At 69.7% G+C, this 24,399-nt stretch carries 24 protein-coding genes; 9 read left to right on the forward strand and 15 right to left on the reverse strand.

Annotated elements, in window-relative coordinates; genetic code table 11:
- Window positions 1-31: 31 nt before the first annotated feature.
- From G3576_RS19265 to G3576_RS19275, 3 genes are all read left to right on the forward strand, one after another.
- Window positions 32-1,234, forward strand: coding sequence for an LLM class flavin-dependent oxidoreductase (locus G3576_RS19265; protein WP_207622913.1), 1,203 nt, complete (start codon window positions 32-34; stop codon window positions 1,232-1,234).
- Between the two features lie 228 nt (window positions 1,235-1,462).
- Window positions 1,463-2,425, forward strand: coding sequence for a tripartite tricarboxylate transporter substrate binding protein (locus G3576_RS19270; protein WP_164696067.1), 963 nt, complete (start codon window positions 1,463-1,465; stop codon window positions 2,423-2,425).
- 144 nt (window positions 2,426-2,569) lie between these two features.
- Complete coding sequence (locus G3576_RS19275; protein WP_164696068.1) at window positions 2,570-4,249, forward strand: thiamine pyrophosphate-requiring protein; 1,680 nt, start codon at window positions 2,570-2,572, stop codon at window positions 4,247-4,249.
- A gap of 165 nt (window positions 4,250-4,414) precedes the next feature.
- Here the strand turns inward: G3576_RS19275 and G3576_RS19280 are convergent, their stop codons facing one another.
- Genes G3576_RS19280 through G3576_RS19320 form a run of 9 tightly spaced genes read right to left on the reverse strand, consistent with a single transcriptional unit; the run spans window position 4,415 to window position 10,447 of the window.
- On the reverse strand, window positions 4,415-4,840 hold the full coding sequence (locus G3576_RS19280) for a bleomycin resistance protein (RefSeq protein ID WP_164696069.1): 426 nt from the start codon (window positions 4,838-4,840) through the stop codon (window positions 4,415-4,417).
- Complete coding sequence (locus tag G3576_RS19285) at window positions 4,837-5,394, reverse strand: HupE/UreJ family protein (RefSeq protein WP_164696070.1); 558 nt, start codon at window positions 5,392-5,394, stop codon at window positions 4,837-4,839. Before G3576_RS19285 ends, G3576_RS19280 begins: the two co-directional genes overlap by 4 nt.
- Window positions 5,394-6,020, reverse strand: a complete 627-nt coding sequence (gene ureG / locus G3576_RS19290; protein WP_164696071.1) for an urease accessory protein UreG — start codon at window positions 6,018-6,020, stop codon at window positions 5,394-5,396. Before ureG ends, G3576_RS19285 begins: the two co-directional genes overlap by 1 nt.
- Window positions 6,017-6,763 carry an urease accessory protein UreF gene (locus tag G3576_RS19295; RefSeq protein ID WP_235952226.1) on the reverse strand — a complete coding sequence of 249 codons (747 nt, stop codon included), beginning with the start codon at window positions 6,761-6,763 and terminating at the stop codon, window positions 6,017-6,019. The genes ureG and G3576_RS19295 overlap by 4 nt, the downstream gene beginning before the upstream one ends.
- Entirely contained in the window at window positions 6,696-7,253 is a 558-nt protein-coding gene (locus G3576_RS19300) for an urease accessory protein UreE (RefSeq protein ID WP_164696072.1), read from the reverse strand. Before G3576_RS19300 ends, G3576_RS19295 begins: the two co-directional genes overlap by 68 nt.
- Window positions 7,254-7,262: 9 nt before the next feature.
- Entirely contained in the window at window positions 7,263-8,975 is a 1,713-nt protein-coding gene (gene ureC, locus G3576_RS19305) for an urease subunit alpha (protein ID WP_164696073.1), read from the reverse strand.
- A complete protein-coding gene (locus G3576_RS19310) occupies window positions 8,975-9,280 on the reverse strand; it encodes an urease subunit beta (RefSeq protein ID WP_164696074.1) in 306 nt (101 codons plus the stop codon). The genes ureC and G3576_RS19310 overlap by 1 nt, the downstream gene beginning before the upstream one ends.
- Window positions 9,277-9,579: an urease subunit gamma gene (locus G3576_RS19315; RefSeq protein WP_164696075.1), complete on the reverse strand. Its 303-nt coding sequence runs from the start codon at window positions 9,577-9,579 to the stop codon at window positions 9,277-9,279. Before G3576_RS19315 ends, G3576_RS19310 begins: the two co-directional genes overlap by 4 nt.
- A 40-nt stretch (window positions 9,580-9,619) precedes the next feature.
- Complete coding sequence (locus tag G3576_RS19320) at window positions 9,620-10,447, reverse strand: urease accessory protein UreD (RefSeq protein ID WP_164696076.1); 828 nt, start codon at window positions 10,445-10,447, stop codon at window positions 9,620-9,622.
- Window positions 10,448-10,766: 319 nt separating this feature from the next.
- On the opposite strand from G3576_RS19320, the gene urtA reads away from it, so the two are divergent.
- The 5 genes from urtA to urtE are packed head-to-tail and all read left to right on the forward strand — an operon-like array spanning window position 10,767 to window position 16,133.
- Entirely contained in the window at window positions 10,767-11,999 is a 1,233-nt protein-coding gene (urtA, locus tag G3576_RS19325; protein WP_166250567.1) for an urea ABC transporter substrate-binding protein, read from the forward strand.
- Window positions 12,000-12,043: 44 nt separating this feature from the next.
- Window positions 12,044-13,612 carry an urea ABC transporter permease subunit UrtB gene (gene urtB, locus G3576_RS19330; protein ID WP_164696078.1) on the forward strand — a complete coding sequence of 523 codons (1,569 nt, stop codon included), beginning with the start codon at window positions 12,044-12,046 and terminating at the stop codon, window positions 13,610-13,612.
- Window positions 13,609-14,700 (forward strand): urea ABC transporter permease subunit UrtC, encoded by a 1,092-nt coding sequence (urtC, locus tag G3576_RS19335; protein WP_164696079.1) that lies wholly within the window; start codon window positions 13,609-13,611, stop codon window positions 14,698-14,700. The genes urtB and urtC overlap by 4 nt, the downstream gene beginning before the upstream one ends.
- Window positions 14,697-15,437 (forward strand): urea ABC transporter ATP-binding protein UrtD, encoded by a 741-nt coding sequence (gene urtD / locus G3576_RS19340; RefSeq protein ID WP_164696080.1) that lies wholly within the window; start codon window positions 14,697-14,699, stop codon window positions 15,435-15,437. The genes urtC and urtD overlap by 4 nt, the downstream gene beginning before the upstream one ends.
- A gap of 3 nt (window positions 15,438-15,440) precedes the next feature.
- Complete coding sequence (gene urtE / locus G3576_RS19345) at window positions 15,441-16,133, forward strand: urea ABC transporter ATP-binding subunit UrtE (protein ID WP_164696081.1); 693 nt, start codon at window positions 15,441-15,443, stop codon at window positions 16,131-16,133.
- On the opposite strand, the gene G3576_RS19350 is transcribed toward urtE, so the two are convergent.
- From G3576_RS19350 to G3576_RS19370, 5 genes are read right to left on the reverse strand one after another with little or no spacing between them, the layout of a single operon-like run.
- Window positions 16,130-17,509: an ABC transporter substrate-binding protein gene (locus tag G3576_RS19350; protein WP_164696082.1), complete on the reverse strand. Its 1,380-nt coding sequence runs from the start codon at window positions 17,507-17,509 to the stop codon at window positions 16,130-16,132. The two genes, urtE and G3576_RS19350, sit on opposite strands and share 4 nt — an antisense overlap.
- Window positions 17,506-18,465 carry a Bug family tripartite tricarboxylate transporter substrate binding protein gene (locus tag G3576_RS19355; protein WP_164696083.1) on the reverse strand — a complete coding sequence of 320 codons (960 nt, stop codon included), beginning with the start codon at window positions 18,463-18,465 and terminating at the stop codon, window positions 17,506-17,508. The genes G3576_RS19350 and G3576_RS19355 overlap by 4 nt, the downstream gene beginning before the upstream one ends.
- A 32-nt stretch (window positions 18,466-18,497) precedes the next feature.
- Complete coding sequence (locus G3576_RS19360) at window positions 18,498-19,814, reverse strand: TRAP transporter large permease (RefSeq protein WP_164696084.1); 1,317 nt, start codon at window positions 19,812-19,814, stop codon at window positions 18,498-18,500.
- Window positions 19,811-20,293, reverse strand: a complete 483-nt coding sequence (locus tag G3576_RS19365) for a TRAP transporter small permease (protein WP_164696085.1) — start codon at window positions 20,291-20,293, stop codon at window positions 19,811-19,813. The genes G3576_RS19360 and G3576_RS19365 overlap by 4 nt, the downstream gene beginning before the upstream one ends.
- Window positions 20,294-20,304: 11 nt before the next feature.
- A complete protein-coding gene (locus G3576_RS19370) occupies window positions 20,305-21,345 on the reverse strand; it encodes a TRAP transporter substrate-binding protein (RefSeq protein WP_164696086.1) in 1,041 nt (346 codons plus the stop codon).
- A 252-nt stretch (window positions 21,346-21,597) separates the two neighbouring features.
- Between G3576_RS19370 and G3576_RS19375 the strand changes: the two genes are divergently transcribed.
- Window positions 21,598-23,031 carry an NAD(P)-binding domain-containing protein gene (locus G3576_RS19375; RefSeq protein ID WP_207622914.1) on the forward strand — a complete coding sequence of 478 codons (1,434 nt, stop codon included), beginning with the start codon at window positions 21,598-21,600 and terminating at the stop codon, window positions 23,029-23,031.
- Window positions 23,032-23,033: 2 nt separating this feature from the next.
- Here G3576_RS19375 and G3576_RS19380 read toward each other — a convergent pair whose 3' ends face one another.
- A complete protein-coding gene (locus G3576_RS19380) occupies window positions 23,034-24,392 on the reverse strand; it encodes an MmgE/PrpD family protein (RefSeq protein WP_164696087.1) in 1,359 nt (452 codons plus the stop codon).
- Between the last annotated feature and the right edge of the window lie 7 nt (window positions 24,393-24,399).

Raw genomic sequence — 24,399 nt, forward strand, 5'->3', positions numbered from 1 at the left:
GCTTCCCCCAACACATTCGGGGAACGGCACCATGGCCAAGCGCGGCATGCAGTTCGGGATCTTCCTGGCCCCCTTCCATCGCCTGGGCGACAACCCGACCCTCGCCATCGCCCGCGACATCGAGATGATCGAATGGCTCGACCGCCTCGGCTTCGACGAGGCCTGGATCGGCGAACACCATTCCGCGGGGTGGGAGATCATCGCCTCCCCGGAGCTTATCATCGCCGCCGCGGCGGAGCGCACGAAGCACATCCGGCTCGGCTCCGGCGTCACCTCGCTCCCCTACCACCACCCCTTCCTGGTCGCGCAGCGCTTCGTGCAGCTGGACCACATGACGAGGGGCCGCGCCATGCTCGGCTGCGGGCCCGGCGCGCTGGTGTCGGACGCCTACATGCTCGGCATCGATGCGACGACGCAGCGCCGCCGGATGGATGAGGCGCTGGAAGCCATCATGGCGCTGCTGGCCTGCGACGGCCCCGTGACGCGTAAGACCGACTGGTTCGAGATGCGGGAGGCGCGCCTCCACCTCCGCCCCTACAGCGACCCGCATTTCCCGATCGCGGTCGCCAGCACCCTGACCCCCGCCGGCCCCGCCACCGCGGGCAAGCATGGCGTCGGCATCCTCTCGCTCGGCGCCGGCATGCCCGGCGGCCCCGCCGCCCTGCCCGGCCAGTGGAAGATCGCGGAGGAAGCCGCCGCCGCCGCCGGCAAGACCATCAGCCGGCGCGACTGGCGCCTGGTGATGAATGTCCATGTCGCGGAGACCGACGAACAGGCCATGGCCGATGTGAAGATCGGCGAGCGCCTGGAAACCGCCACCTATTTCGAGGATGCCCTGGGCCGCCCGCCGGGCCGTTCCCAGGACCCGCTGACCGATGGCGTGAAGGCCGGCACCACTCTCGTCGGCTCCCCCGAAACCGTCGCGCGCGGCATCGAGAAGCTGGTCGAAGCCAGCGATGGCGGCTTTGGCGGCTTCCTCTTCCGCGCCAATGACTGGGCGAACCGGGAACAGACCTGGCGCAGCTACGAACTCTTCGCGCGCTGGGTGATGCCGCGCTTCCAGCAATCGCTGGAGACGGTGCGCGGCTCCTACGAATGGGCCGTCGCCAACCGCAAGACCATCTTCAGCCCGAATGTGGAGGCGCTGCGCAAGGCTTTCACCGACCATGGCAGCGCCGTGCCGGAAGCCTTCGATGCGCGCGCCTCCGGCGCACGGGACCTGAAGGTGCCGTAGGGCCTGTGGATACTTGGCCCGGGATGCAATCGGCGAGTGGCTTTTCGTGCCTGGAAGGCGGGGTCAGGGCGGCGATGGGGTTCCATCGTCGTCCTGACTCCAACGCTCCAGGCGCGGAAAGACGCCGCCGAGTGCGCCCGCAGCCAAGTATCCACAGGCCCTACCCCCTTCCCCCGAGCGGAAATGGCATCCTAGGATACCAGCACCCAAGCCGGAGACCGCGCCCGCATGCCACGCCGCCTCCTCCCCCTGCTGGCCCTGCTGCTGCTGTTGCCCCTCGCCGCCCGGGCGCAGTCCTGGCCCGAAAGGCCGATCCGGCTGATCATCCCCTTCGGCGCCGGCGGCATCAGCGACAGCGTCGGGCGGATCGGGGCGGAATGGCTGTCGAAGCAGCTCGGCGTGCCCGTGGTCGCGGATAACCGCCCCGGCGGCAATGGCGCGATCGGGATGGAGGCGGTGCTGCGCAGCCCGGCCGATGGCTACACGCTGCTCGGCGCCAGCGCCTCCCACCTGGTCGTGCTGCCGCTGATGCAGCGCCTGACCTTCGATCCGCAGCGCGACTTCACGCCCATCTCGATGACGGCCGGCAATCCTCTGGTGCTGGCCGTCGCCACCGGCATGGGCCCCGCCACCCTGCCCGCCTTCCGCGACTTCGTCGCCGCCAGGCCCGGCCAGCTGCAATACGCCTCCGGCGGTACCGGCGGGCTCAGCCATCTGGGGATGGAGGTGCTGCTGCAGCGCCTCGGCCTGCAGATGGAGCACGTGCCCTATCGCAGCGGGCCGCTGGCGATGCAGGACATGATGGGCGGGCGCATCCAGGTGCATCTCGGCAATGCGCTGGACATGACGGCCGCGCGCGATGCCGGGATGATCCGCCTCCTCGCCGTCACCGGCACCAGCCGCAGCGCCATCCTGCCGGATGTCCCGACCGTGGCCGAACAGGGCTGGCCGGGCTTCGAGGTCACGACCTGGAACGGCCTGGCCGGCCCCGCCGGCCTGCCCCCCGCGATCCGGGACCGCATCGCGGGCGCCATGCGCCAGGCCTGCGGGGATGACGGCGTGCGCCGCTCCCTCCTGCGCATCGGCGCCGATCCGCTCTGCAGCACGCCGGCGGAGATGGCCGCCTCCATGCAGCGCCTGACCCCCATCATGCGGGAGGCGATCGCCCTCTCCGGCGCTACCGTGAACTGATTGCATCAAGCCCTCAATCGCCGGGCGCCGGCTCGGCCGGCTTGGCTCGCCGCATAGGCGGCGGGCCGCATTCGCGGCCTCGGCCGACTGCGTCGGCCGCACGGCGACCTCTGAAGCGTCGTATGAACCAAGGTGAACTGAATCATGGAAAGCGCGGCCGAGATCTTCCTCCGCCAGCTCGGCGCCTCCGGCGTCGACTACCTCTTCGCCAATGGCGGCACCGACTTCCCGCCGATCGTGGAGGCCTATGCCCGCCACGACGGCACCAACCATCGCCTGCCGCGGCCGATGACCGTGCCGCATGAGAATGCCGCCGTCGCCATGGCCCATGGCGCCTACATGATGACCGGCCGCCCGCAGGCGGTGATGGTTCATGTGAATGTCGGCACCGCGAATACGGTGAACGGCATCCTCAACGCCAATCGCGACCACACGCCCGTCTTCGTGCTCGCCGGCCGCACGCCCTATTCGGAACATGGCCGCCACGGCGCCCGCACCCGCAACATCCATTGGGCGCAGGAGATGTTCGACCAGGCCGGCATGGTGCGGGAGGCCGTGAAATGGGATGGCGAGCTGCGCCAGCCCGACCAGGCGGCGGACCTCGTGCGCCGTGCGCTGGGCATCGCCATGGCCTCCCCCCGTGGCCCCGTCTACGCGACCCTGCCGCGGGACACGCTGGCGGCCCCCGCCGGCAAGGCGCGCGTGGCCGAACCCCCGCCCCCCGCCGCGCCGCCTTTGCCCGACCCCGCGGCGCTGGCGGAGGCCGCGCGGATGCTGGCCGCCGCGCAGCGCCCCCTGATCATCACCTCCGCCGCCGGGCGCACCAGGGCGGGCTTCGACGCGCTGGTCGATCTCGCCACGCGCTTCGCCCTGCCCGTCATCAGCTTCACGCCCCGCTTCGTGAACTTCCCCGCCGACCACCCGATGCACCAGGGCTACGAACCCAGCCCGTTGCTCGATGACGCCGATTGCGTGCTGGTGATCGACACCGACGTGCCCTGGATTCCCCACCTCCAGGGCCCGCCGGAGGGCAGCCGCGTCATCCATCTCGGCGAGGATCCGCTTTTCGCCCGCTACCCCATGCGCAGCTTCCCGACGGACCTGGCCATCACCGGCGATGTCGCGACGGCGCTGCGCGGCCTCGCGGCGGCGCTCGATCCGCTACTGCCGGAAGCCGCCGTGGCGCCCCGCGCCGCCGCCCTGGCCGAGCGCAGCGCCCGCCAGCGCGCCGCCTGGGCGCAGGCGGTGGCCACCCCGCCCGAGGGCCCCATCACGCCGGAATGGATCAGCCACTGCCTGGCGGAGGCCCTGCCGGCCGAGGCGGTGGTGGTGAACGAATACCCGCTGCGCCAGACGCATTGCCCCCGCACCCGGCACGGCACCTTCTACGGCCAGAGCACGGCGGGCGGCCTCGGCTGGGGCTTCGGCGCGGCGCTCGGCGCCAAGCTGGCGGCGCCGGAGAAGCTCATCGTCGCGACGCTCGGCGATGGTGCCTATGTCTTCAACAACCCGACCGCCTGCCACTGGGTGGCGGAGGCGCATCAGTTGCCCGTGCTCGTCATCGTCTTCAACAACGCGATGTATGGCGCGGTCCGGAATTCGACGCTGGCCATGTACCGGGACGGCGCCGCGGCGAAGACGGGGGGCGAACTGCTGGCGGACCTCTCCCCCTCCCCGGCCTTCGAGAAGCTGGCCGAGGCCAGCGGCGGGCATGGGGAGCGGGTGACGGACCCGGCGGCGCTGCCTGCGGCGCTGCGACGCGCCATCGCCGTGGTGACGCAGGAGAAGCGCCAGGCGCTGGTCAACGTGGTCTGCCGCTACTGAGCGGCGGCAGGAAACACTGGCATCGGGCGGATGTTTCTGTTACGTTCCCGCCATCAAGCGCCCTTACTGCGTCTTGTGCCCCGCCGGGGCCGGCACGGAGAGGGGCGCGAAAATCGGTGCTAAATGCACCTAATCGGCATAATCGGCTAAAACCATAGTAGTGGCCTAAGCGGGCCGCATCCCGAGCGATTGCTGGAAGCGCAGCAGGTAGCCATCGGGGTCCTGCACGATGAACTGGCGCACGCCTGCCTCCCGGTCCCCGGCGCGGTACCACTTCTCCTCCGGCGCCAGGTAGAGCGGCCAGGACGCCGCCTCCAGCGCCGCCAGCACGGGCGCGATGGCGGGCAGTTCGATCTGCAGGTTGATGCCCCGGCCGAAGGGGCGTTCCAGCGGCCCGGTGATCCAGCGGCGGCCAGGCCGGAAGGCTTCCTCCAGCATCACCTGCACGCCGTCCCGGTGGAGGTAGGCGAAGCCATCCTCAGGCCGGTCATAGGCGGTCTCGAAGCCGCAAAGCCCGCCCCAGAAGCGGAGGCTGGCCTCGAGATCGGAGACCAGCAGTTCCGGGACGAGCTTAGCGTAGGTGAAGGTCACACCAGGATGGCCAGCACCATCGCCGCCGCCATCGCGCCACCCGCGATGCGGACCGGCAGGGCGGAAAGCCGCAGCGCGCCCAGCGCGCCCAGGCCATGCAGCGCGGCCGTCGCCACCAGGAAGCCCACCGCATAGCCCAGGGCGCCGCTGCCCTCGGCCAGTTCCAGCCCATGCGCATTGCCATGCAGCAGCCCGAAGGCGGCGACGACCGGCAGGGCCAGGCCGAGCGACAGGCGCGCGGAGGCGGCGACCAGCGCGCCCAGGATGATGACGGAGGCGAGGATCCCGCCCTCCACCATCGGCAGCCCCGTGCCGGCCATGCCGAGCGCGCCGCCGATCGCCATGCCGCCCAGGAAGGCCGCCGGCAGCGCCAGCAGCGCGCGGCCCCCCATCAGCCCGGCCCAGAGGCCGACCGCCACCATGGCCAGCACATGGTCCAGCCCGCCGATCGGGTGCATCAGCCCCGCCACGACGCCATGGACATGATCGCCGGCGCCATGGGCGAAGGCCGGGCCCGGCGCCAGCAGCGCCGCGAGCATCAGGAAGCGGCGCATCACGCGGCCTCCCCGCGCCGGGTCAGGCCGCCAGCGGCCAGGATGAAGGCTGCGATCTCTGCCACGCCCTTGTTCTCCTTGAGGTTGGTGAACATGAAAGGCCGCGCGCCGCGCATCTTCTTCGCGTCGCGGTCCATCACGCCGAGGTCGGCGCCGACCAGCGGCGCCAGGTCGATCTTGTTGATCACCAGCAGGTCGCTGCGGGTGATGCCGGGCCCGCCCTTGCGGGGGATCTTGTCGCCGGCGGAGACATCGATGACGTAAATCGTCAAATCCGCCAGTTCCGGGCTGAAGGTCGCGGCCAGATTGTCACCGCCGCTTTCGATGAAGAGCACTTCCAGCGTCGGATGCCGCGCCGACATCTCCGCCACCGCGGCCAGGTTGATGGAGGCATCCTCCCGGATCGCAGTGTGGGGGCAGCCGCCGGTCTCGACGCCCATGATGCGGTCGGGGTCGAGCGCACCGCTCCGCGTCAGGAACTCGCTATCCTCCTTGGTGTAGATGTCGTTGGTGATGGCGGCGATGTCGTTGTGGTCGCGCATGTATTTGCACAGGCGATCGACCAGCGCCGTCTTGCCGGAACCGACGGGGCCGCCGATGCCGACGCGGAAGGGTCCGTTGCTCATGAGCGGAATAGCCTCGTGTACTGAGTTTCGTGTCGGAACGAGAAGAGGTCGATCGCGATGGCCGCGGCGCCGAGGTCATCAGGATCGGTGACGGAAAGCGCGGCCTCCGTCGCGCGCAGCACGATCGGCAGCAGCGCCGCCGTCGCCACCTGCCCATCCGTCTGGCCGAGCGGCACGACGCGCACGCCGGCCGAGACGATGTTGGTGGAGAACCCCGTGAGCCAGCCGAAGACGGCATCGCGCAGCGTGATGCCGTGGAAGGCGGCCGCCGCGCCGAAGGCCACGGCATGGGTCAGGCGCCCCGGATTGCGCGCGGCATAGGCCGCGAAGCGCGGCTCCGGCCAGGCGGCATTGGTGGCCAGCGCGAAGGCCTGGCCGGGCTGCGTCGCCTCCAGCGCCAGCTCCGCCGTCCCGCGCCAGCAGGCGGCAAGCTCGGTCAGCTCGTCCAGCGCCGCGTCGTCACCGGCCTCGGCGGCCCGCCAGGCCAACGCGAGCAGCCCGCCATCCACGGCGCCCGCGCCGTGCAGCAGCGCGGCCTCGACATAGGCGACGAGGTGATCGCGCTTCGTCACCGCGCCATCCTCCACCGCCATCTCCAGCCCATGGCTGTAGGAGAAGGCGCCGATCGGATAGGCCGGCGACAGCCAGGCGAGGAGCCGCGCGAGGGCGGCGGGATCAGTGCCCGTGGTGATGGCAGTCGGGCCCGTGTTCATGGTCGTGGTGATGATCATGGTCGTGGTCATGCGCGTGACTATGCCCATGCGGATGCGCCGGCAGGCGGTTGTGCTCGCCATAGGCGCCGCCCTCCGGATTGAAGGGTGCGCGCACCTTGCGCAGCGTGGCGCCCAGGCCCTCCAGCATGCGGATGATGACGTGGTCGTGCCGGATCAGGATGGTGTCGCCCGCCAGCTGCGTCGGCAGATGCCGGTTGCCGAGATGCCAGGCCAGGCGCAGCAGAAGCGCCGGATTCGGCGCCGTCACCTCGACGAGGTCCTCCGCCGCCGCCTTCACGCGGATGAAGCCGCCATGCTCCAGCTCGAGCCCGTCGCCATCGCGCATGACGGTGGCCTCGGCCAGGTCGAGCAGGAAGGAGCCGCCGCCTTCCGTCAGGTACATCTTGCGGCGGCGATAGCGGTCGTCGAAGTCGACATGCACGGCATCGCGCTGCTCGGCTTCCGGCCAGGTGCCGGCGGCATGGACGGCCAGCGCGCGGGGTGGCGTGGTATTGGGCATCAGTCTCTCTCAGAACAGGAAGTAGCGCTGCGCCATGGGCAGCACGGTGGCAGGCTCGCAGACCAGCAATTCGCCATCGGCTCGGACCTCGTAGGTCTCGGCATCCACCTCGATCCGCGGCAGGTGGCCGTTCAGCACCATGTCCTTCTTGCTGATGCCGCCACGGGTATTCGCGACGGGCAGCAGCTTGCGGGACAGACCGTAGCGCTCCGCGATCCCCGCCTCGATCGAGGCGCCGGAGACGAAGGTGACGGAGGACAGCGTGTTGGCGCGGCCATAGGCGCCGAACATCGGCCGGTAGTGGATGGGCTGCGGCGTGGGGATGGAGGCATTGGGATCGCCCATCGGCGCCATGGCGATGGTGCCGCATTTCAGCACGTAGTCAGGTTTCACGCCGAAAAAGGCCGGCGACCACAGCACGAGGTCCGCGAGCTTGCCGACCTCGATGCTGCCTACATGCGTGGCGATGCCCTGCGCGATGGCCGGGTTGATCGTGTACTTGGCGATGTAGCGGCGGACGCGGAGGTTGTCGTTGTCCCCGCTCTCGCCAGCCAGGCGGCCGCGCTGCGCCTTCATCTTGTGCGCGGTCTGCCAGGTGCGGATGATCACCTCGCCGACGCGGCCCATCGCCTGGCTGTCGGAGGACATCATGGAGATGGCGCCGAGGTCGTGCAGGATGTCCTCGGCCGCGATCGTCTCCTTGCGGATGCGGGACTCCGCGAAGGCCACGTCCTCCGGGATCCGCGGGTCGAGGTGATGGCAGACCATGAGCATGTCGAGATGCTCATCCACCGTGTTCCGCGTGTAGGGCATCGTCGGGTTGGTGGAGGAGGGCAGGAAGTTGGGATGCCCCACCACCTTCAGGATATCCGGCGCATGCCCGCCGCCCGCGCCCTCGGTGTGGAAGGCCTGGATGGTGCGCCCCGCGATGGCGGCGATCGTGTCCTCCACGAAGCCGCTTTCGTTCAGCGTATCCGTGTGGATCGCGACCTGGATATCGTACTTGTCCGCGATGGAGAGGCAGGTATCGATCGCCTTCGGCGTCGTGCCCCAATCCTCATGCAGCTTGAAGCCCGCAGCACCCGCCAGCGCCTGCTCCTCCAGCCCCGCGGGGAGTGAGACGTTGCCCTTGCCGAGAAAGCCGAGATTCATCGGGAAGGCCTCGGCCGCCTGCAGCATGCGCTGCATGTGCCAGGGGCCGGGCGTGACGGTGGTGGCAAGCGTGCCATGGGCGGGGCCGGTGCCGCCGCCGAACATGGTCGTGACGCCGGAGGTCAGCGCCTCCTCGATCTGCTGCGGGCAGATGAAGTGGATGTGGGGGTCGATGCCGCCCGCCGTCAGGATGCGCCCCTCGCCGGCCAACACCTCCGTGCCCGGGCCGATGATGATGGTGACGCCGGGCTGCGTATCCGGGTTGCCCGCCTTGCCGATGCTGTGGATCAGCCCGTCCTTGAGCCCCACATCGGCCTTGTAGATGCCGGTGTGGTCCACGATCAGCGCATTGGTGATGACGGTATCGACGGCGCCGGATGCGCGCGTGACCTGGGACTGCCCCATGCCGTCGCGGATCACCTTGCCGCCGCCGAACTTCACCTCCTCACCATAGGTGGTGAGGTCTCGCTCGACCTCGATGATCAGGTCCGTATCCGCCAGGCGCAGGCGGTCGCCCGTGGTCGGGCCATACATGCCGGCATAGGCGCGGCGGGACAGGCGTGCGGCCATCAGAGCTTCCCCTCCGTCTCGCCGCGGAAGCCGTGCACGATCCGGGCGCCGTCATAGGGCACCAGCGTCACGCGGCGCGACTGCCCCGGCTCGAACCGCACCGCCGTGCCGGCGGGAATGTCGAGCCGCTGGCCGCGCGCGGCCGCACGGTCGAAGCGCAAGGCGGGGTTGGTTTCCGCGAAATGGTAGTGGCTTCCGACCTGGATCGGCCGGTCGCCGGTATTGGCGACCTCGATCTCCGTGGTGGGCCGGCCGACATTCAGCTCGATCTCGCCCTCGGCGGGGAAGAGTTCTCCGGGGATCATCGGATGGGCTCATGAACGGTGACGAGTTTCGTCCCGTCCGGGAAGGTCGCCTCCACCTGGATCTCGTGGATCATCTCGGCAATGCCCTCCATCACCTGGTCGCGCGTGATCACCGTGGCGCCGTCGCGCATGAGGTCCGCCACGCTGCGACCGTCCCGCGCGCCTTCGACGACGTAGTCGGTGATCAGCGCCACCGCCTCCGGGTGGTTGAGCTTCACGCCGCGCTCCAGGCGCCGCCGTGCCACCTGGGCCGCCATGGCCACCAGCAGCTTGTCCTTCTCACGCGGCGTCAGGTTCATGCGTCACCTCTCATCAGGCCCAAGCATGGCGCATGCCGGTTCATGTGCGCCAGAGTCTTGGCAGGCGGGGGGGCAGGCCCAGCGCGGCCTCGCGCAGCGCCACCAGCGCCCGCGCCACGCCGGCGCGGACGGCGCCCGCCTCGCCCATCCAGCGAGCCAGCAGCAGGCCGGGGGCGACGATTCCGGCGCGGCCATCGGTCAGCTCGCGCAGCCTCTCGCGGTGCGCCGCGGCGTCAGGCGCGGCCAGCAGCAGCGTGGCGACGGCGCCCGCGCCATCCAGCACGAAGCGGGAGGCGGCGGCACCCGGATCGGCCAGGCGGAAGGCATCGGCCCAAAGCAGCCGCCCGCCCCGCCGGATTCGCCAGCGGTCATGCAGCGCGCCATGGGTGAAGCGCTCCCCCCGCGCGGCGCGACCCAGCACCAGCATCTCGGCCGCCAGCAGCGTGGCGTCGGGGGCCATGTCAACCGCCATGCGCCGCGTGAGGCGCGCGCCGTCGAAGAGGATCGTCTCCTGCGGCAGCCATTCGCAGACGCTGTTGGCACCAAGACGCAGGCTGGAAGCAATCTCCGTCTCCGGGCCGAGCGTCCGGTAGATCTTCTCCGCCGCCGGCGTGGTCGCCGTGAAGCGCGCCCGCGCGCCGAGGTCGATCGTGACCTCCAGCGAATCGCCGCCGGCGAGCCCGCCCGCGACATTGACCAGCGCCGCCTGCTTCGGCTCCGCCGGGTCGCTGTCCGGGAACAGGATCCGCAACGGCGAGGACTGGAAGAGATGCGCGATGCGCGCGCCGCCCGGCGCGGCGACCAGGCCGAGTTCGGCGCGCCCGCGGGAGCGCTGGTGGGAAGGCGCCGGCGGCGCGTCTCTGGGCATCGCGGGCAACGTGGCATGCGGCGGCAGGGCTGAAAACCGCCCCTAGACGCGCCGAGGGGTCGGAACGTGACCGAACTGACAGCTTGCACAGATCGACAGCGCGCAAACCGGCCGCGGGGCAATGATCGCCCGTTTCTTGGGCGGGAGGAGGGCCGCCGAAAACGGGAAAACGAGGATTGCCGCCGCCCGATCGTATGCAGGCGCCGTGGCACGCATCTCGCAACTGCGCAGGCCGGGCGGAAGCGGATGGCCAAGGGACGGTCATCAGGGTCCGCCGCGACCCAAAAGCCCAGGAGGCTCCACCACAATGAACCATCGCATGCCGATCACCCGGCGCGCCGCGCTCGCCACCTTCGGCGTCGCCCTGGCCGCGCCCGCCATCCGCCCGTCCTTCGCGCAGGGTGCACCGATCAAGGTGGGCGTGCTGCACTCCCTGTCCGGCACCATGGCGATCAGCGAGACCGCGCTGCGCGACACCGTGCTGATGATGGTGGAGGCGCAGAACGCCAAGGGCGGCATCCTCGGCCGGCGGCTCGAGGCGGTGGTGGTGGACCCCGCCTCCAACTGGCCGCTCTTCGCGGAGAAGGCGCGCGAACTGCTCGCCGTCTCTCGCGTCGACGTCACCTTCGGCTGCTGGACCTCGGTGTCCCGCAAGTCGGTGCTGCCGGTCTTCGAGGAACTGAATGGCCTGCTCTTCTACCCCGTGCAGTATGAGGGCGAGGAAGAGAGCAGGAACATCTTCTACACCGGCGCCGCGCCGAACCAGCAGGCGATCCCGGCCGTCGAATACCTGATGTCCGCCGATGGCGGCTCCGCCAAGCGAATCGCGCTGCTCGGCACGGACTACGTCTATCCGCGCACGACCAACCGCATCCTGCGCGCCTTCCTGATCTCGAAGGGCATTCCCGAGAGCGACATCATGGAGGAATACACGCCCTTCGGGCACAGCGACTGGCAGGGCATCGTCAGCCGCGTGAAGCGCTTCGCCGGCGAGGGCAAGAAGACTGCCATCGTCTCCACCATCAATGGCGACGCGAACGTCCCCTTCTACCGCGAGCTCGGCAACCAGGGCATCAAGGCGGAAGACATTCCCTCCGTCGCCTTCAGCGTCGGTGAGGAGGAACTGGCCGGCATCGACACGCGCCCGCTGGTCGGCCACCTGGCGGCGTGGAACTACTTCATGTCCGTGGACAGCCCGGCCAACACGGCGTTCAAGACGATGTGGCAGGCCTACATCAAGAACCCGCGCCGCGTGACCAACGACCCGATGGAGGCCACGCTGGTCGGCTTCCAGATGTGGGCGCAGGCCGTGGCGCAGGCGGGCACGACGAATGTCGATGCCGTCCGCACCGCGATGTACGGCCAGAAGGTGGATGCCCCCTGCGGCTACACGCTGGAGATGCACCGCAACCACCACCTCTCCAAGCCCGTCATGATCGGCGAGGTGCAGGCGGACGGCCAGTTCAACATCGTCTGGAAGACGCCCGGCCCGATCGTGGCCGAGAACTGGAGCCCCTTCATCCCCGAGAACGCGAACCGCCGCCGCGGCTGAGCAGGAACAGGGGGTGGCCTTCGGGCCGCCCCCACTCCATTGACATGAAGAACACGCTCCTCGCCTTCCTGCTGCTGCTCGCCGCCGCGCTGCCGGCACGGGCGCAGGATGCCTTCGTGGCGGCCCTGCCTGGGCTCGCCGGCAATTTCAATGCGCAGGCGGAGGCGGTGGAGCGCCTGGGTGCGCTGGCCGATCCCCGCGCCATCCCCGTGCTGCGCGCGCTGACCGATGGGCGGCTGCTGAAGCGCCCCGACAATACCCTCGTGATCCGGGAGGGCACCACGACCACCGATGTCCTGACCGGCGCCGCGACCGATGCGGCGGGCACCGAGGCGCTGCGCATCAACAACCGCGTGCGCGTGGCGCTGCGTGGTGCGCTCGGCCGCCTGCAACTGGTCTCGCCTGATCCCGCCGAGCGCCTGGCCGCGGCCGAGGCTGTGTTCCGCACCCGCAGCGCCGACAACGTGCCGCTGCTGGACGCGGCGCTGGCGCGGGAAACGGTGCCCCGCATCCGCGACCGCATGGCGATCGCCCTCGCCGCCTCGCGCCTGATGGCCAGCGACCCGGCGGCCAAGCTGCTGGGCGTGGAGGCGCTGGGCGCCTCCGCCTCACCGGAGGCACGCGCCGTGCTGCTGGAAGCGCGTGCCGCAAACCCCGACATCCTGCCGCAGATCGAGGCGGCCGTCGCCGCGATCGATCGTCGCCTGGCCGTGCGACGCGCGGCGGAGACCTTCTTCCAGGGCCTCTCCCTCGGCTCCGTGCTGCTGCTGGCGGCCCTCGGTCTTGCCGTGACCTTCGGCGTCATGGGCGTGATCAACATGGCGCATGGCGAATTCGTCATGCTCGGCGCCTACACGACCTTCATCGTGCAGGAGGCCTGCCGCGGCATTCCCTGGCTGCTGCCCTGGTCGCTGCCGCTCTCCGTCCCCGCCGCCTTCCTGGTCGCGGCGCTATGCGGCGCGGCGATGGAGCGCGGCCTGATCCGGCACCTCTATGGGCGTCCGCTGGAGACGCTGCTGATGACCTTCGGCGTCGGCATGATGATCCAGCAATCCGTGCGGCTCGTCTTCGGCGCCCAGAACCGGGAGGTGCTGAGCCCGCCCTGGATGCAGGGCACGCTGCTGCTGCCCTTCGACATCCCGGTCACGCAGAACCGCCTCTGGATCCTCGCCTTCTCGCTGGTGGTGCTGGGCCTGACCGTCGCCGCCATCCGCTTCACCCGCTTCGGGCTGGAGATGCGGGCCGTGACGCAGAAGCGCGCCATCGCTTCCTCCATGGGTATCCGCACAGGCCGCGTGGATGCGCTGACCTTCGCCTTCGGCTCCGGGATCGCCGGCATCGCCGGCGTGGCGCTCAGCCAGATCGACAACGTCTCTCCCAACCTCGGTACGGGCTACATCATCGACAGCTTCCTGGTCGTGGTCTTCGGTGGCGTGGGGTCGCTGGCGGGCACGCTGGTCGGCGCCTTCGGTCTCGGCCTGGTCAACAAGATCCTGGAACCCTGGGCTGGCGCGGTTCTGGCGAAGGTCTTCGTGCTGATCGCCGCCATGATCTTCATCCAGCGGCGGCCGCGCGGTCTGTTCGCGCAGAAGGGACGGGCCGCGGAAGCATGAGCGCGACGGTCTCTCCCCTCCCCGCCAGCCGCGCGCGGCTTGGCCTGCGCACCGGGCTGCTGGTCGCGCTGCTGCTGCTGGCCGCCATGCCGGTGCTGAACCAGCTGCCGACGACGCATCCGCTGCATGTCTCGGACTTCCTCGTCAGCGTCACCGGCAAGTGGATCTGCTACGCCATCCTCGCGCTGTCGCTCGACCTGGCCTGGGGCTATGCGGGCATCCTCTCGCTCGGCCATGGCGCCTTCTTCGCGCTCGGCGGCTATGCGATGGGCATGCACCTGATGCGCCTGATCGGGCCGCGCGGCGTCTATGGGCATCCGGTGCTGCCGGACTTCATGGTGTTCCTCGGCTATCGCGAACTGCCCTGGTACTGGCTCGGCTTCGACCATTTCGCCTTCGCCATGCTGATGGTGGTGCTGGTGCCAGGCGTCCTGGCGCTGGTGCTGGGCTGGCTCGCCTTCCGCAGCCGCATCACGGGCGTCTACCTCTCCATCATCACCCAGGCCATGACCTACGCGCTGATGCTGGCCTTCTTCCGCAATGACATGGGCTTCGGCGGCAATAACGGCTTCACCGACTTCAAGGAACTGCTGGGCCAGCCGCTCAACACCAGCGCGGCACGGTCGGGGCTGTTCTACGCCTCCCTCATCGCGCTGGCCGGCGCCTTCCTGCTCTGCTCCCGCATCACGGCCAGCAAGTATGGCCGCGTGCTGACGGCGATCAGGGATGGCGAGAACCGGGTGCGCTTCCTCGGCTACAACACCACGCACCACAAGCTCTTCGCCTTCGTGCTGTCCGCCATGCTGGCCGGCGTCGCGGGCGCGCTCTACGTGCCGCAGGTCGGCATCATCAATCCGGGCGAGTTCAGCCCGGCCAATTCGATCGAGGCCGTGATCTGGGTCGCGGTCGGCGGGCGCGGCACGCTGGTCGGCGCCATCCTCGGCGCCTTCACGGTGAACGGCCTGAAGACCTGGCTGACCAGCGCGGCGCCGGACCTCTGGCTGTTCGTGCTGGGCGGGCTCTTCGTGCTGGTGACGCTCTTCCTGCCCAAGGGGCTGATCGGCCTGCTGAAGGGACGCGGCGCATGAGCAGCGGACGCAGGCTCTACCTCGATGGCGTCTCCGTCGTCTTCGACGGCTTCCGGGCGCTGAACAACCTGTCCCTGATCGTCGAGCCCGGCGAGCTACGCTCCGTCATCGGCCCCAATGGCGCGGGCAAGACGACGATGATGGATGTCATCACCGGCAAGACGCGACCCACCGCCGGCACCGTCAATTTCGGCGACATCGACCTGACGAGGATGGACGAGGCCGCCATCGCCAATCTCGGCATCGGCCGCAAGTTCCAGAAGCCCACCGTCTTCGATGCGCTGACGGTGTTCGAGAACATGGAACTCGCGCTGAAGGCCCCACGCGGCCCGCTGGCCTGCCTGCGCTGGGCTTTGACCGGTGAGGCGAAATCGCGGATCGAGCAGGCGCTGGAGGAGACGGGGCTGCAGGAGCGGGCGGAGGACCTCGCCGGCATCCTGAGCCATGGACAGCGGCAATGGCTGGAGATCGGGATGCTGCTCATGCAGGACCCGGAACTGCTTCTGGTGGACGAACCCGTGGCCGGCATGACGGATGCGGAGACGGAGCACACCGCCGCGCTGCTGGTCCGCATCGCCGGCAAGCGGAGCGTGGTGGTCGTGGAGCATGACCTGGAATTCGTCCGCGCCCTCGGCCGCCGCGTGACGGTGCTGCATGAGGGCAGCGTGCTGTCGGAAGGCTCCATCGACCATGTGCAGAACGACCAGCGCGTCATCGAAGTCTATCTGGGGCGCTGAGGGATGCTGAACGTCGCCTCCATCGACCTGTCCTACGGCGCCAGCCTCTGCCTGCGCGGCGTCTCGCTCGTCGCCGAACCGGGCAAGGTGACGGCGGTGCTGGGCCGCAACGGCGTCGGCAAATCCTCCCTGCTTCGCGCCATCATGGGGCTGGAGAAGGTGCGCGCCGGCACCATCACCTGGGAGGGGCGCGACGTCACGCGCCTCGGCCCCGCGGAGCGTGCGCGCGCCGGCATCGGCTACGTGCCCCAGGGGCGGGAGATCTTCCCCTTCCTGACGGTGCAGGAGAATCTGGAGACGGCGCTGGCCGCGGCGCCCCGCGGATCGGGCGTGAGTTCGGAGATCTTCGACCTCTTTCCGATCCTGCGGCAGTTCCTCCGCCGGCGCGGCGGCGACCTTTCCGGTGGGCAGCAGCAGCAATTGGCGATCGGCCGCGCGCTCTGCGCGCGCCCGCGCCTGCTGATCCTCGATGAGCCGACGGAGGGCATCCAGCCCTCCGTCATCAAGGACATCGCGCGCGTCATCCACCACCTCGCGCGGGATCGCGGCATGGCCGTGATCCTCGTGGAGCAGTACTACGACTTCGCGCGCGAACTCGCTGACAACATCGCCGTCATGGTCCGCGGCGAGGTGGCGCTGTCCGGCCCCGCCGGCACGCTGGACGAGGCCGCGGTGCGGAAACTGCTGACCGTCTAGGCGATACCCAGCACGCCCTTGCCATCCAGCGTGATGCCGGTGAGGCCGGGGCGATGGGCGAAGACCTCGATGGGGTGGAAGAGGTAGAGCCAGGGAGGGTTCGCCTGGAGGCGCGTGAGGCAGCGTCCATAGGCCATCTCTCGAGCCTCATCGGCCACGGCATGGTTGGCCTCCGTGATCATCGCCTCCAGCGCCGCGTCGTCATGGCCCTGCCACCAGATGCCCTTCACGACCGAGGAAACCTTGTCGTTCAGCACGCGGTAGGTGCTGTGGGGCGTCGAATCGAAGATGGCCATGTCGCCCATCTCCTTCCGCCCGACCTCCCGCGCGAATTCCGGGCGGTCCTTCTGCACCTCGATCCGCGTTCCCAGACCGATGGCGGTGAGGTCCGCGGCCACGCGCTCGCTGATCTCCCGCGCGCGCTCCGGCATGTGCTCCGGCGTGCGGATCAGCAGTGGCGCCTCGGGGGCGGCGCCATCCAGCAGGCGGCGCGCGCCGTCTGGATCGAACGGGATCGGCGACAGCGCCGCGGCCTGCATGCCACGGTGCAGCGGGCTCACGATGGTAGCGGAGCGCTGGCCGAGGCCGTGGAACAACCCATCGATGATCGCCTGCGAATCGACCGCCATGTTGACGGCGCGCCGCGCGGCTTCGCTGGTGAAGAAGCCCTGCGCACAGTTCAGGTAGTACATGACGGAGAGCGTGTTGAGCGCGCGGCCCCAGGCCAGGTCCTGCCCGAAATCGGGCGCCACGTGCATCCGCTCCAGGTTCATCGCCGCATCGGCGTGGCCCTCGCGCAGCGCGCGAAGCCGGTCATCGGCATCCGCGATGGCGGTGAAGGCGATGCGATCGCGCGGATCGGCGACGCGTTCCAGGACCGCATCCCGTTCCGGCGTGTGGTCCAGCACGCGCCAGGGCCCGGTGCCGAGCAGCGGGCGGCCATCCGGCGTCAGCCGGCAGATGTAGAACTCCGTGAAGACGTCGAGGATGTCGGCGAAGGGGGTCGGGTTCTCCACCGCCACCACGTCGCTCGCCTCCGCCGTGATGCGGGCATGGGCGAGGTAGCGGGAATACGCCCATTTCATGCCGAACATGTCGAGCGAGTTGCAGATCTGCTCGATGAAATGGACCATATCCTCCGCGACGCAGGGCTTGCCGTCATGGAAGCGGGCGCCGGGCCGGATGGTGAAGCGCCAGCGGCGTGCGGTGCCGTCATGCGACCAGGCGCCGAACAGCGCCGGGCGCAGCGCGCCATCATCCCAGCGGATCAGCGGCTCCAGCACCAGGTTCTTCAGCGTGAGAACGCTCGTGTCATCCGTCACCTGCCGCGGCGGCGTGAAGCGGCACTTCTCCGCCGCGATGCGGAGCAGCGTCATTGCGGTTCGATGGTGCGCAGGATCGGCGCCCAGGTCGCTTCCTGCGCGCGCATGAAGGCGAGGTGGTCGGCGGCCGAGGACGGCGTGACATCGACGCCGAGCCGTTCGAAGCTGGCGCGATTCGACGCATCGGCGAAGACGGCGTCGAAGGCCTGGCGCAGCCGCGCGACGACGGGATCCGGCACGCCCTTCGGCGCGAAAAGGCCCATCCAGCTCAGCACCAGATAGTCCGGCAATCCCGCTTCCGCGATGGTCGGCAGTTCCGGCAGCGCGGCGGCGCGCGTGCTGCCCGTGGTGGCGATGCCGCGCCAATGGCCGGCGCGGATCGGCTCGATGGAGGTCGCGATGGTGTTGAACATCACCTGCACCGCGCCATTCGTGAGGTCCGCCCGCGCCAGCGCATCGCCGCGATAGGGGACGTGCACCATCTCGGTCCCCGTCATCTTCATGAACATCTCACCGGAGAGGTGGATGGAGCCGCCCGCGCCGGCGGAGGCGAAGTTCAGCCGCCCCGGATTGGCGCGCGCATGGGCGATGAATTCCGGCACCGTGCGAACGGGCAGCGAAGGGTGGACCACCAGCACATTGACGCTGGAGAACATCATGCCGAGCGGTTCCAGATCCCGCTCCCACTGATAGGGCGTGTCGCGGATTAGGTAGCGCGTATTGATGATGTTCGGGCCGCCCGTCAGCAGCGTGTAGCCATCCGCCGGCGCCTTGGCGACGACATCGGTGCCGAGATTGCCGCCCGCGCCGGGGCGGTTGTCCACGATCACGCGCTGGCCCAGCTGCGTGGCCAGCGCCTCCGCGAAGGCACGGCTCTGGCTATCCGTCCCGCCGCCCGGCGGGAAGGGCACGACGATGCGGACGGGCCGGTTCGGATAGGGCTGCGCCATCGCCGCCACGGGCAGCAGCAGCGCGGCGGCCAGCAGGCCACTGACGAAGGCACGACGCATCGACGATTTCCTTCCGGATTATTCGTGAAAGGCTACCACAGCCCGGGCAGCCAGAGCGACAGGGCCGGCAGCAGCGCCAGGATGGCGATGCGGATGCCGTCCGAGATCACGAAGCCCATGACGCCGCGATAGGTCTCCCCCATCGGCACGTCCTTCGCCATGGCGTTGATGACAAAGAGGTTGAGGCCGAAGGGCGGGGAGATCATGCCGACCTCGACGCTCATCAGCACCAGGATGCCGAACCAGACCAGCGTCTGCGTCCTGTCCAGCCCGAAATCCAGGCCGAGCATCAGCGGCACGAAGATCGGCAGCGTCAGCAGCACCATGGCCATGCTTTCCATGAAGCAGCCGAGGATGAAGTAGACGATCAGGATGGCGAGGAGGATGACGGTCGGCGGCACGGGCAGGCCCGCGACGAAGGCGGAGAGTTGCGATGGCAGGTGGGAGAGTGCGAGCGCCGCGCTGAAGAGTTCCGCGCCCAGCAGCACGATGAAGATGAGGCCCGTCGTCTCCGCGGTGGAGAGCAGGCTTTCCTTCAGCCCCTGCCAGCGCATCCCACCGAGCGCGACGGCCAGGATGCCGGTGGCGGCCGCGCCGATCGCGGCTCCCTCCGTCGCGCTGAACCAGCCGCCATAGATGCCCGTGACGACGATGACGAAGACGGTCATCACCGGCCAGACATCGGCGGTGGCGCGCAGCCTTTCGCGATACGGCAGGCGTGGCGCCGGCGGTGCCGCTTCCGGGTGGCGGCGCGTGTACAGGTTGACGACCAGCATGTAGCCCGCCGTCGCGATCAGGCCCGGGATGACCGCGGCCACGAAGAGAAGCCCGATGCTCATCTCCGTGTAGATCGCATAGATCACGAGAATGACACTCGGCGGGATCAGGATGCCGAGCGTGCCGCCCGCGGCCAGCGTGCCGGTGGCCAGCGCCGGCGAATAGCCGTGCCGGCGCATCTCCGGCAGCGCCACCTGGGACATGGTCGCGGCGGTGGCGAGCGACGATCCGCAGATGGCGCCGAAGGCCGCGCAGCCGCCGATGCTGGCCACCGCCAACCCGCCGCGCCAATGCCCCATCCAGGCGCGCGCGCAACGGAACAGCGCCCGGTTCATGCCGCCCTTGGTCGCGAAATCGCCCATCAGCAGGAAGAGCGGAATGACCGACAGGGTGTATGAGGAGAAGCGGCTGAAGGTCATGGTGTTCAGCGTCGCGAAGAGCCGGTCCCAGCCGGAGATCTCGGCATAGCCGAGGCCGCCGACCAGCAGCATCGCGACGCCGACGGGCATGCGGAGCCCGATCAGGACAAGGGCACCGCCGAACATCAGCAGCCCAATGGTGACATTGCTCATGCGGGCCGGCGCATCCTGGCGAAGCTCTCCAGGGCAATGAAGGCCGCGCAGAGGCTCCACACCGCCATGCCGATGGCGGCCGCGGCATAGCCCCACCAGAAGGGAAGCTGGAGGAACATGGATTCGCGTTCGCGGTCCCACTGGTTGTAGCCGCCGATGGCCAGCCGCCAGGCCAGCACGGCCACGACGAGCGCGGCCACGGCGCGCATCATGGCATCGAGCCCCGCAATGCCCCGCTTCGGCAGCTTCTGCGTGAAGAAGTCCACCAGCACATGGGCGCCCTTCATCTCGCAGATCGGCATGCAGAAGACGACGGCGACGCCGAGCGCCAGCTCCACGATCTCGCTGTCACCCAGGATCGGGCGGCCGAGCACGGCGCCGCGCAGGACGGAAGCGGTGGTGACGCCGACGGCCAGCATGAGCAGCGCACCGGCTACGAGGGCGAAGAAGGTCGAGAGGCGCGTCAGCGCCCCCCGCATGGCCGCCAGGCTCACGCGCGGCCGTGGCGGGCGGTGATGGCCAGGATGTCGTCGAACATGGCGCGCCCGTTGCGGCCGCGCCGGTTCATCTCCGCGATCCAGGCGTCATAGGCCGGTGCGACCGCGGCCTGCCAGCGCGCCTTCTCCTGCGGCCCGATGGCGATGATCTCGTTCCCCGCGGCGATGGTGGCATCGACGGCGGGCTTGGTCTGGCTGTCCCAGATCGCGCCGCGATTGGCGGCCAGCGCCGGCCCGGAATTCGCGTCGATCACGGCCTTCAGGTCTGCCGGCAGGCGGTTGTAGCTGCGACCGTTCATCAGCGTCAGGATCATGCCCTGGAACAGGCCGACACCCGGCGGTTCGCTGTGGAACTTCGCCACTTCATACAAGCGGAAGGGGTGCGTGATCGCCCAGTTGATCAGGAAGCCATCCACCTGGTTGCGCGCCGTCGCCTCATAGACGCCGCCGAGCGGGATGCCGACGGGCGTGGCGCCGAGCGCCGTCACGGCTTCCCCGATGAAGCGGCCGGCGACGCGCAGCTTCAGGCCGCGGAAATCCTCGAGCGTCCGGATCGGCTTGCGGGAGGTGTGGATCAGGGCGCGATCCGTGGAGTGCACGGCAATGATCTTGATGCCGCGGTATTCCGTGTCCGCGAGATGCTTGGCGATGAACTCCATCGCCGCGGGGCTTTCGGTGGCACTGAGGCCCGTGTTGAGGAAGGGCAGCTCCAGCCCTTCCGTCCCCATGAAGCGGCCCGGCGTGAAGCCCGGCACCGTCCAGATGATGTCCACCACGCCGTCTTCCAGCTGCTGCACCAGATCGCGCGGCTGGCCGCCCAGCTGCATGGCGGGGAAGACGTCGATCTTGATGCGGCCATTGGATTCGCGCGCCACCTTCTCGGCCCAGGGGTCGAGATGCATGGTGTGGTCCAGCGCCGTCGGCGAGGAGAAGGAGTGCAGGCGGAAGGTGAATTGCGCGGCCTGCGCCCGCAGGGTCGCCGGTGCGGCCAAGCCGAGCGCGAGACCCGCCCCCATCAGATCACGACGCTTCATCTGCCAGCTCCCCGCCATGCTTCCAGGCGCGAGCGTGGCAAGAACGTCGGGCGTCTGGCAAGCGCGGAAGAGGGCGCCACGCAGCCCATCGGTCGAGGTTTGCAAGCGAGCGCGGCAGGCGCTGCGCGTATACGCCGCACTCGCGATCCGGCGCGGGCATATACGATTTCCCCCGTGACCTGATGGCTGGCGCGGACTGGCATCGGCGTGGAATCCTCCCACCTCATCACGACGTCCGACGGAGACACCGCCTTGCCCGCACCCCGCACGCTGGCCGAGCTTGAAGCCGATGTGCAGCGCGACCTGGACCTGATCGCGCATCCCCGCATGCCGTGGCTGCAGCCGAAGACCTGCAGTGGCGCCCCGGTGCTGGACGTGCTGATCGTGGGTGGCGGGCAGTGCGGCGTGGTGACGGCCTTCGCCCTGATGCGCGACAAGGTGCGCAACCTGCTGGTCATCGATCGCGCGGAGGAAGGGCGCGAGGGCCCGTGGCTGACCTATGCGCGTATGCACAATCTGCGGTCCTGGAAGGATCAGAGCGGCCCCGATCTCGGCGTGCCCTCCCTCACCTACCAGGCCTGGCACGAGGCGCGCTACGGCCGCGCCTCCTGGGACACGCTTCGCTACATCCCCAAGGAATACTGGAACGACTACCTGCTCTGGCTGCGCCGCGTTACCGGCGTGCCGGTCCGCAACGGCGTGGAGGCCAGGCGCATCACGCCGGCGCGGACGGATGACGGCCTGCCCTGCCTGCGCATCGAGACCAGCGCCGGGCCGATGCTGGCACGCAAGGTCGTGCTGGCGACGGGGCAGGAGGATGCGGGCTTCTGGTGGATGCCGGATTTCGTCGCGGCGCTGCCGCCGCATCTGCGCGCGCATGCCGCGGACCCGATCGATTTCGACGCGCTGCGCGGCAAGACCGTCGCGGTGCTCGGCGCCGGTGCCTCTGCCTTCGACAATGCGGCGATGGCGCTGGAGGCCGGCGCCTCCGCCGTGCATCTCTTCTGCCGGCGCGCGGAGCCGATGGTGGTGCAGCCCTATCGCTGGCTGACCTTCGCGGGCTTCATGCGCCATCTGCACGAGATGCCCGACGAATGGCGCTGGCGCTTCATGAGCCATGTGCTCGGGCTGCGAGAAGGCTTCCCGCCCGATACCTATGCCCGCGTCACACGCTTCCCACATTTCACCATGCATGTCGGCCGCCCCTGGACGGATGCGCGGGTCGGCGAGGATGGGCGTGCCGTGGTCGCGACAACGCGCGGCGAGATGGCCGCGGATTTCCTCATCTGCGGCACGGGCGTGAAGATGGATCCGGCCCGCGTGCCCACCCTCGCCGGCTTCGCCGATGCCATCGCGCGCTGGCAGGACCGGTACACGCCGCCGGCGGAGGAGGCGAATGCGCGGCTTAGCGAGTTCCCCTACCTCGCGCCCGACTACAGCTTCGTGGAACGCGTGCCCGGCCAGGCGCCCTGGATCCGGGACATCCACCTCTTCGGCATCAGCACGACCATGTCCTTCGGCCCCGCCGGCGCCTCCATCAACGCCATGGGGATGGCGGTGCCGCGGCTGGCCGCCGGCGTCACGCGCGGGCTGTTCGAGACCGACCTGCCCGCCTTCTACGCCGCGCTCCGCGCCTATGACGTGAAGCAGGTGGAGATCGACCCCGCGCGGCTGGCGGCGGAATAGCGCTACGGGATCAGCGCATCCACCAGCGATGCGGCGTCACCGCCGGTGGCGAGGCCGTTGATCGCCGCCAGCGCCCGCGCCACGCCGGCGGCATCCATCACCCGGCCGGCGCAGTCGCGGAACTTCGCGTCGTGGTCAGCCTCGCTCATCGGGTTGCCGCGCGATCCCAGTCGGTCGGTGCGTGTCTCCGTCAGGACCGTGCCGTCATCGAGCCGCACGGCCACGCGCGTCGGCGGCGACGGCGCATCCTCGCGCTCCGGCACGCCGCGCATGGTGATGCGGGGCATCAGCGCGCGGATCGTGTCGCGATGGATCGCATCACCCTCGAAATCGGCGAGCGTCAGCCTCCCCTGCGCGGCAGCGGCGGCCAGGCAGTATTCCATGCTGAACCGCGCCTCCATCCCCGTGGTCGGGCGCGGATGCATGAGGTTGCGGGAAAGCACCAATGGCAGATCGGTCTCGATCGCTGTGATGCGGCTCGGGTCGATGCCTTCCCGATCCCGCAGCGCGAGCAGCGCATCCAGCGAGAGATGCGTGGCAGCGCAGGTGGGATAGGCCTTGTAGCTGATGCCGATGCTCTCGATCGCCAGCGCCTCGTTCTCGCTTGGCGGCAGCATCGCACCCTCCGGCGCCGGACGGCCGGCATAGAGCTCGGCGAAGCGCCAGCGTCCATCCAGCGCTTCCACCGCGCCACCGGCACCGGCCTCCGCCAGCGTGGCGGCGAGGATGCCGGCCTTGGCCGCGAAGCCGGCATGCATCGACTTCGCCTCCGCACCCAGTTGCATCCGCGTGCCGGCGGCCATGCTGACGCCGAGGCTGAGTGAATCGCGCGCTTCGCTGGCACTCAGCTTCAGCAGCCGCGCACAGGCACCCGCTGCGCCGATGGCGCCGATGGTGGAGGTGGCGTGCCAGCCCAGCGCATAGTGCTTCGGGTTCACGCCGCGGCCGACGCAGGCCATCACCTCCAGCCCCACCACCAGCGCGTCCAGCAGGTCCGGTCCGGTGCTGGCGCGCTCCTCGCCCAGGGCCAGGATGGCCGGCACCAGCACGGCCGTCGCATGGCCGTTCAGCGGCGCGAAGGTGTCGTCGTAGTCCAGCACATGCGCCGCCGCGCCGTTCACCAGCGCCGCCCAGGGGGCAGGCAATCCCTGCCCATGGCCGATGACGCGGGCGGGGCCGCTGCCCCAGCGCGTGACAGCGGCGAGGACCTTGCGCGGTACGGGCTCCGCGGCTCCGGCCAGGATCACGCCGATGGCATCGCGGATGCCCTCGATCGCCAGCGGCGCGGCGCGGGCGATGCGGGGGCGCGGCACGGTCGCGATCCACTCGGCGATGCGCTGCGTGGTGCCGGTCTCGTCCATGGGAAGC

It is taken from the genome of Falsiroseomonas algicola, from assembly GCF_011040385.1.
In the GTDB taxonomy this organism is placed as follows: Bacteria; Pseudomonadota; Alphaproteobacteria; order Acetobacterales; family Acetobacteraceae; genus Falsiroseomonas; species Falsiroseomonas algicola.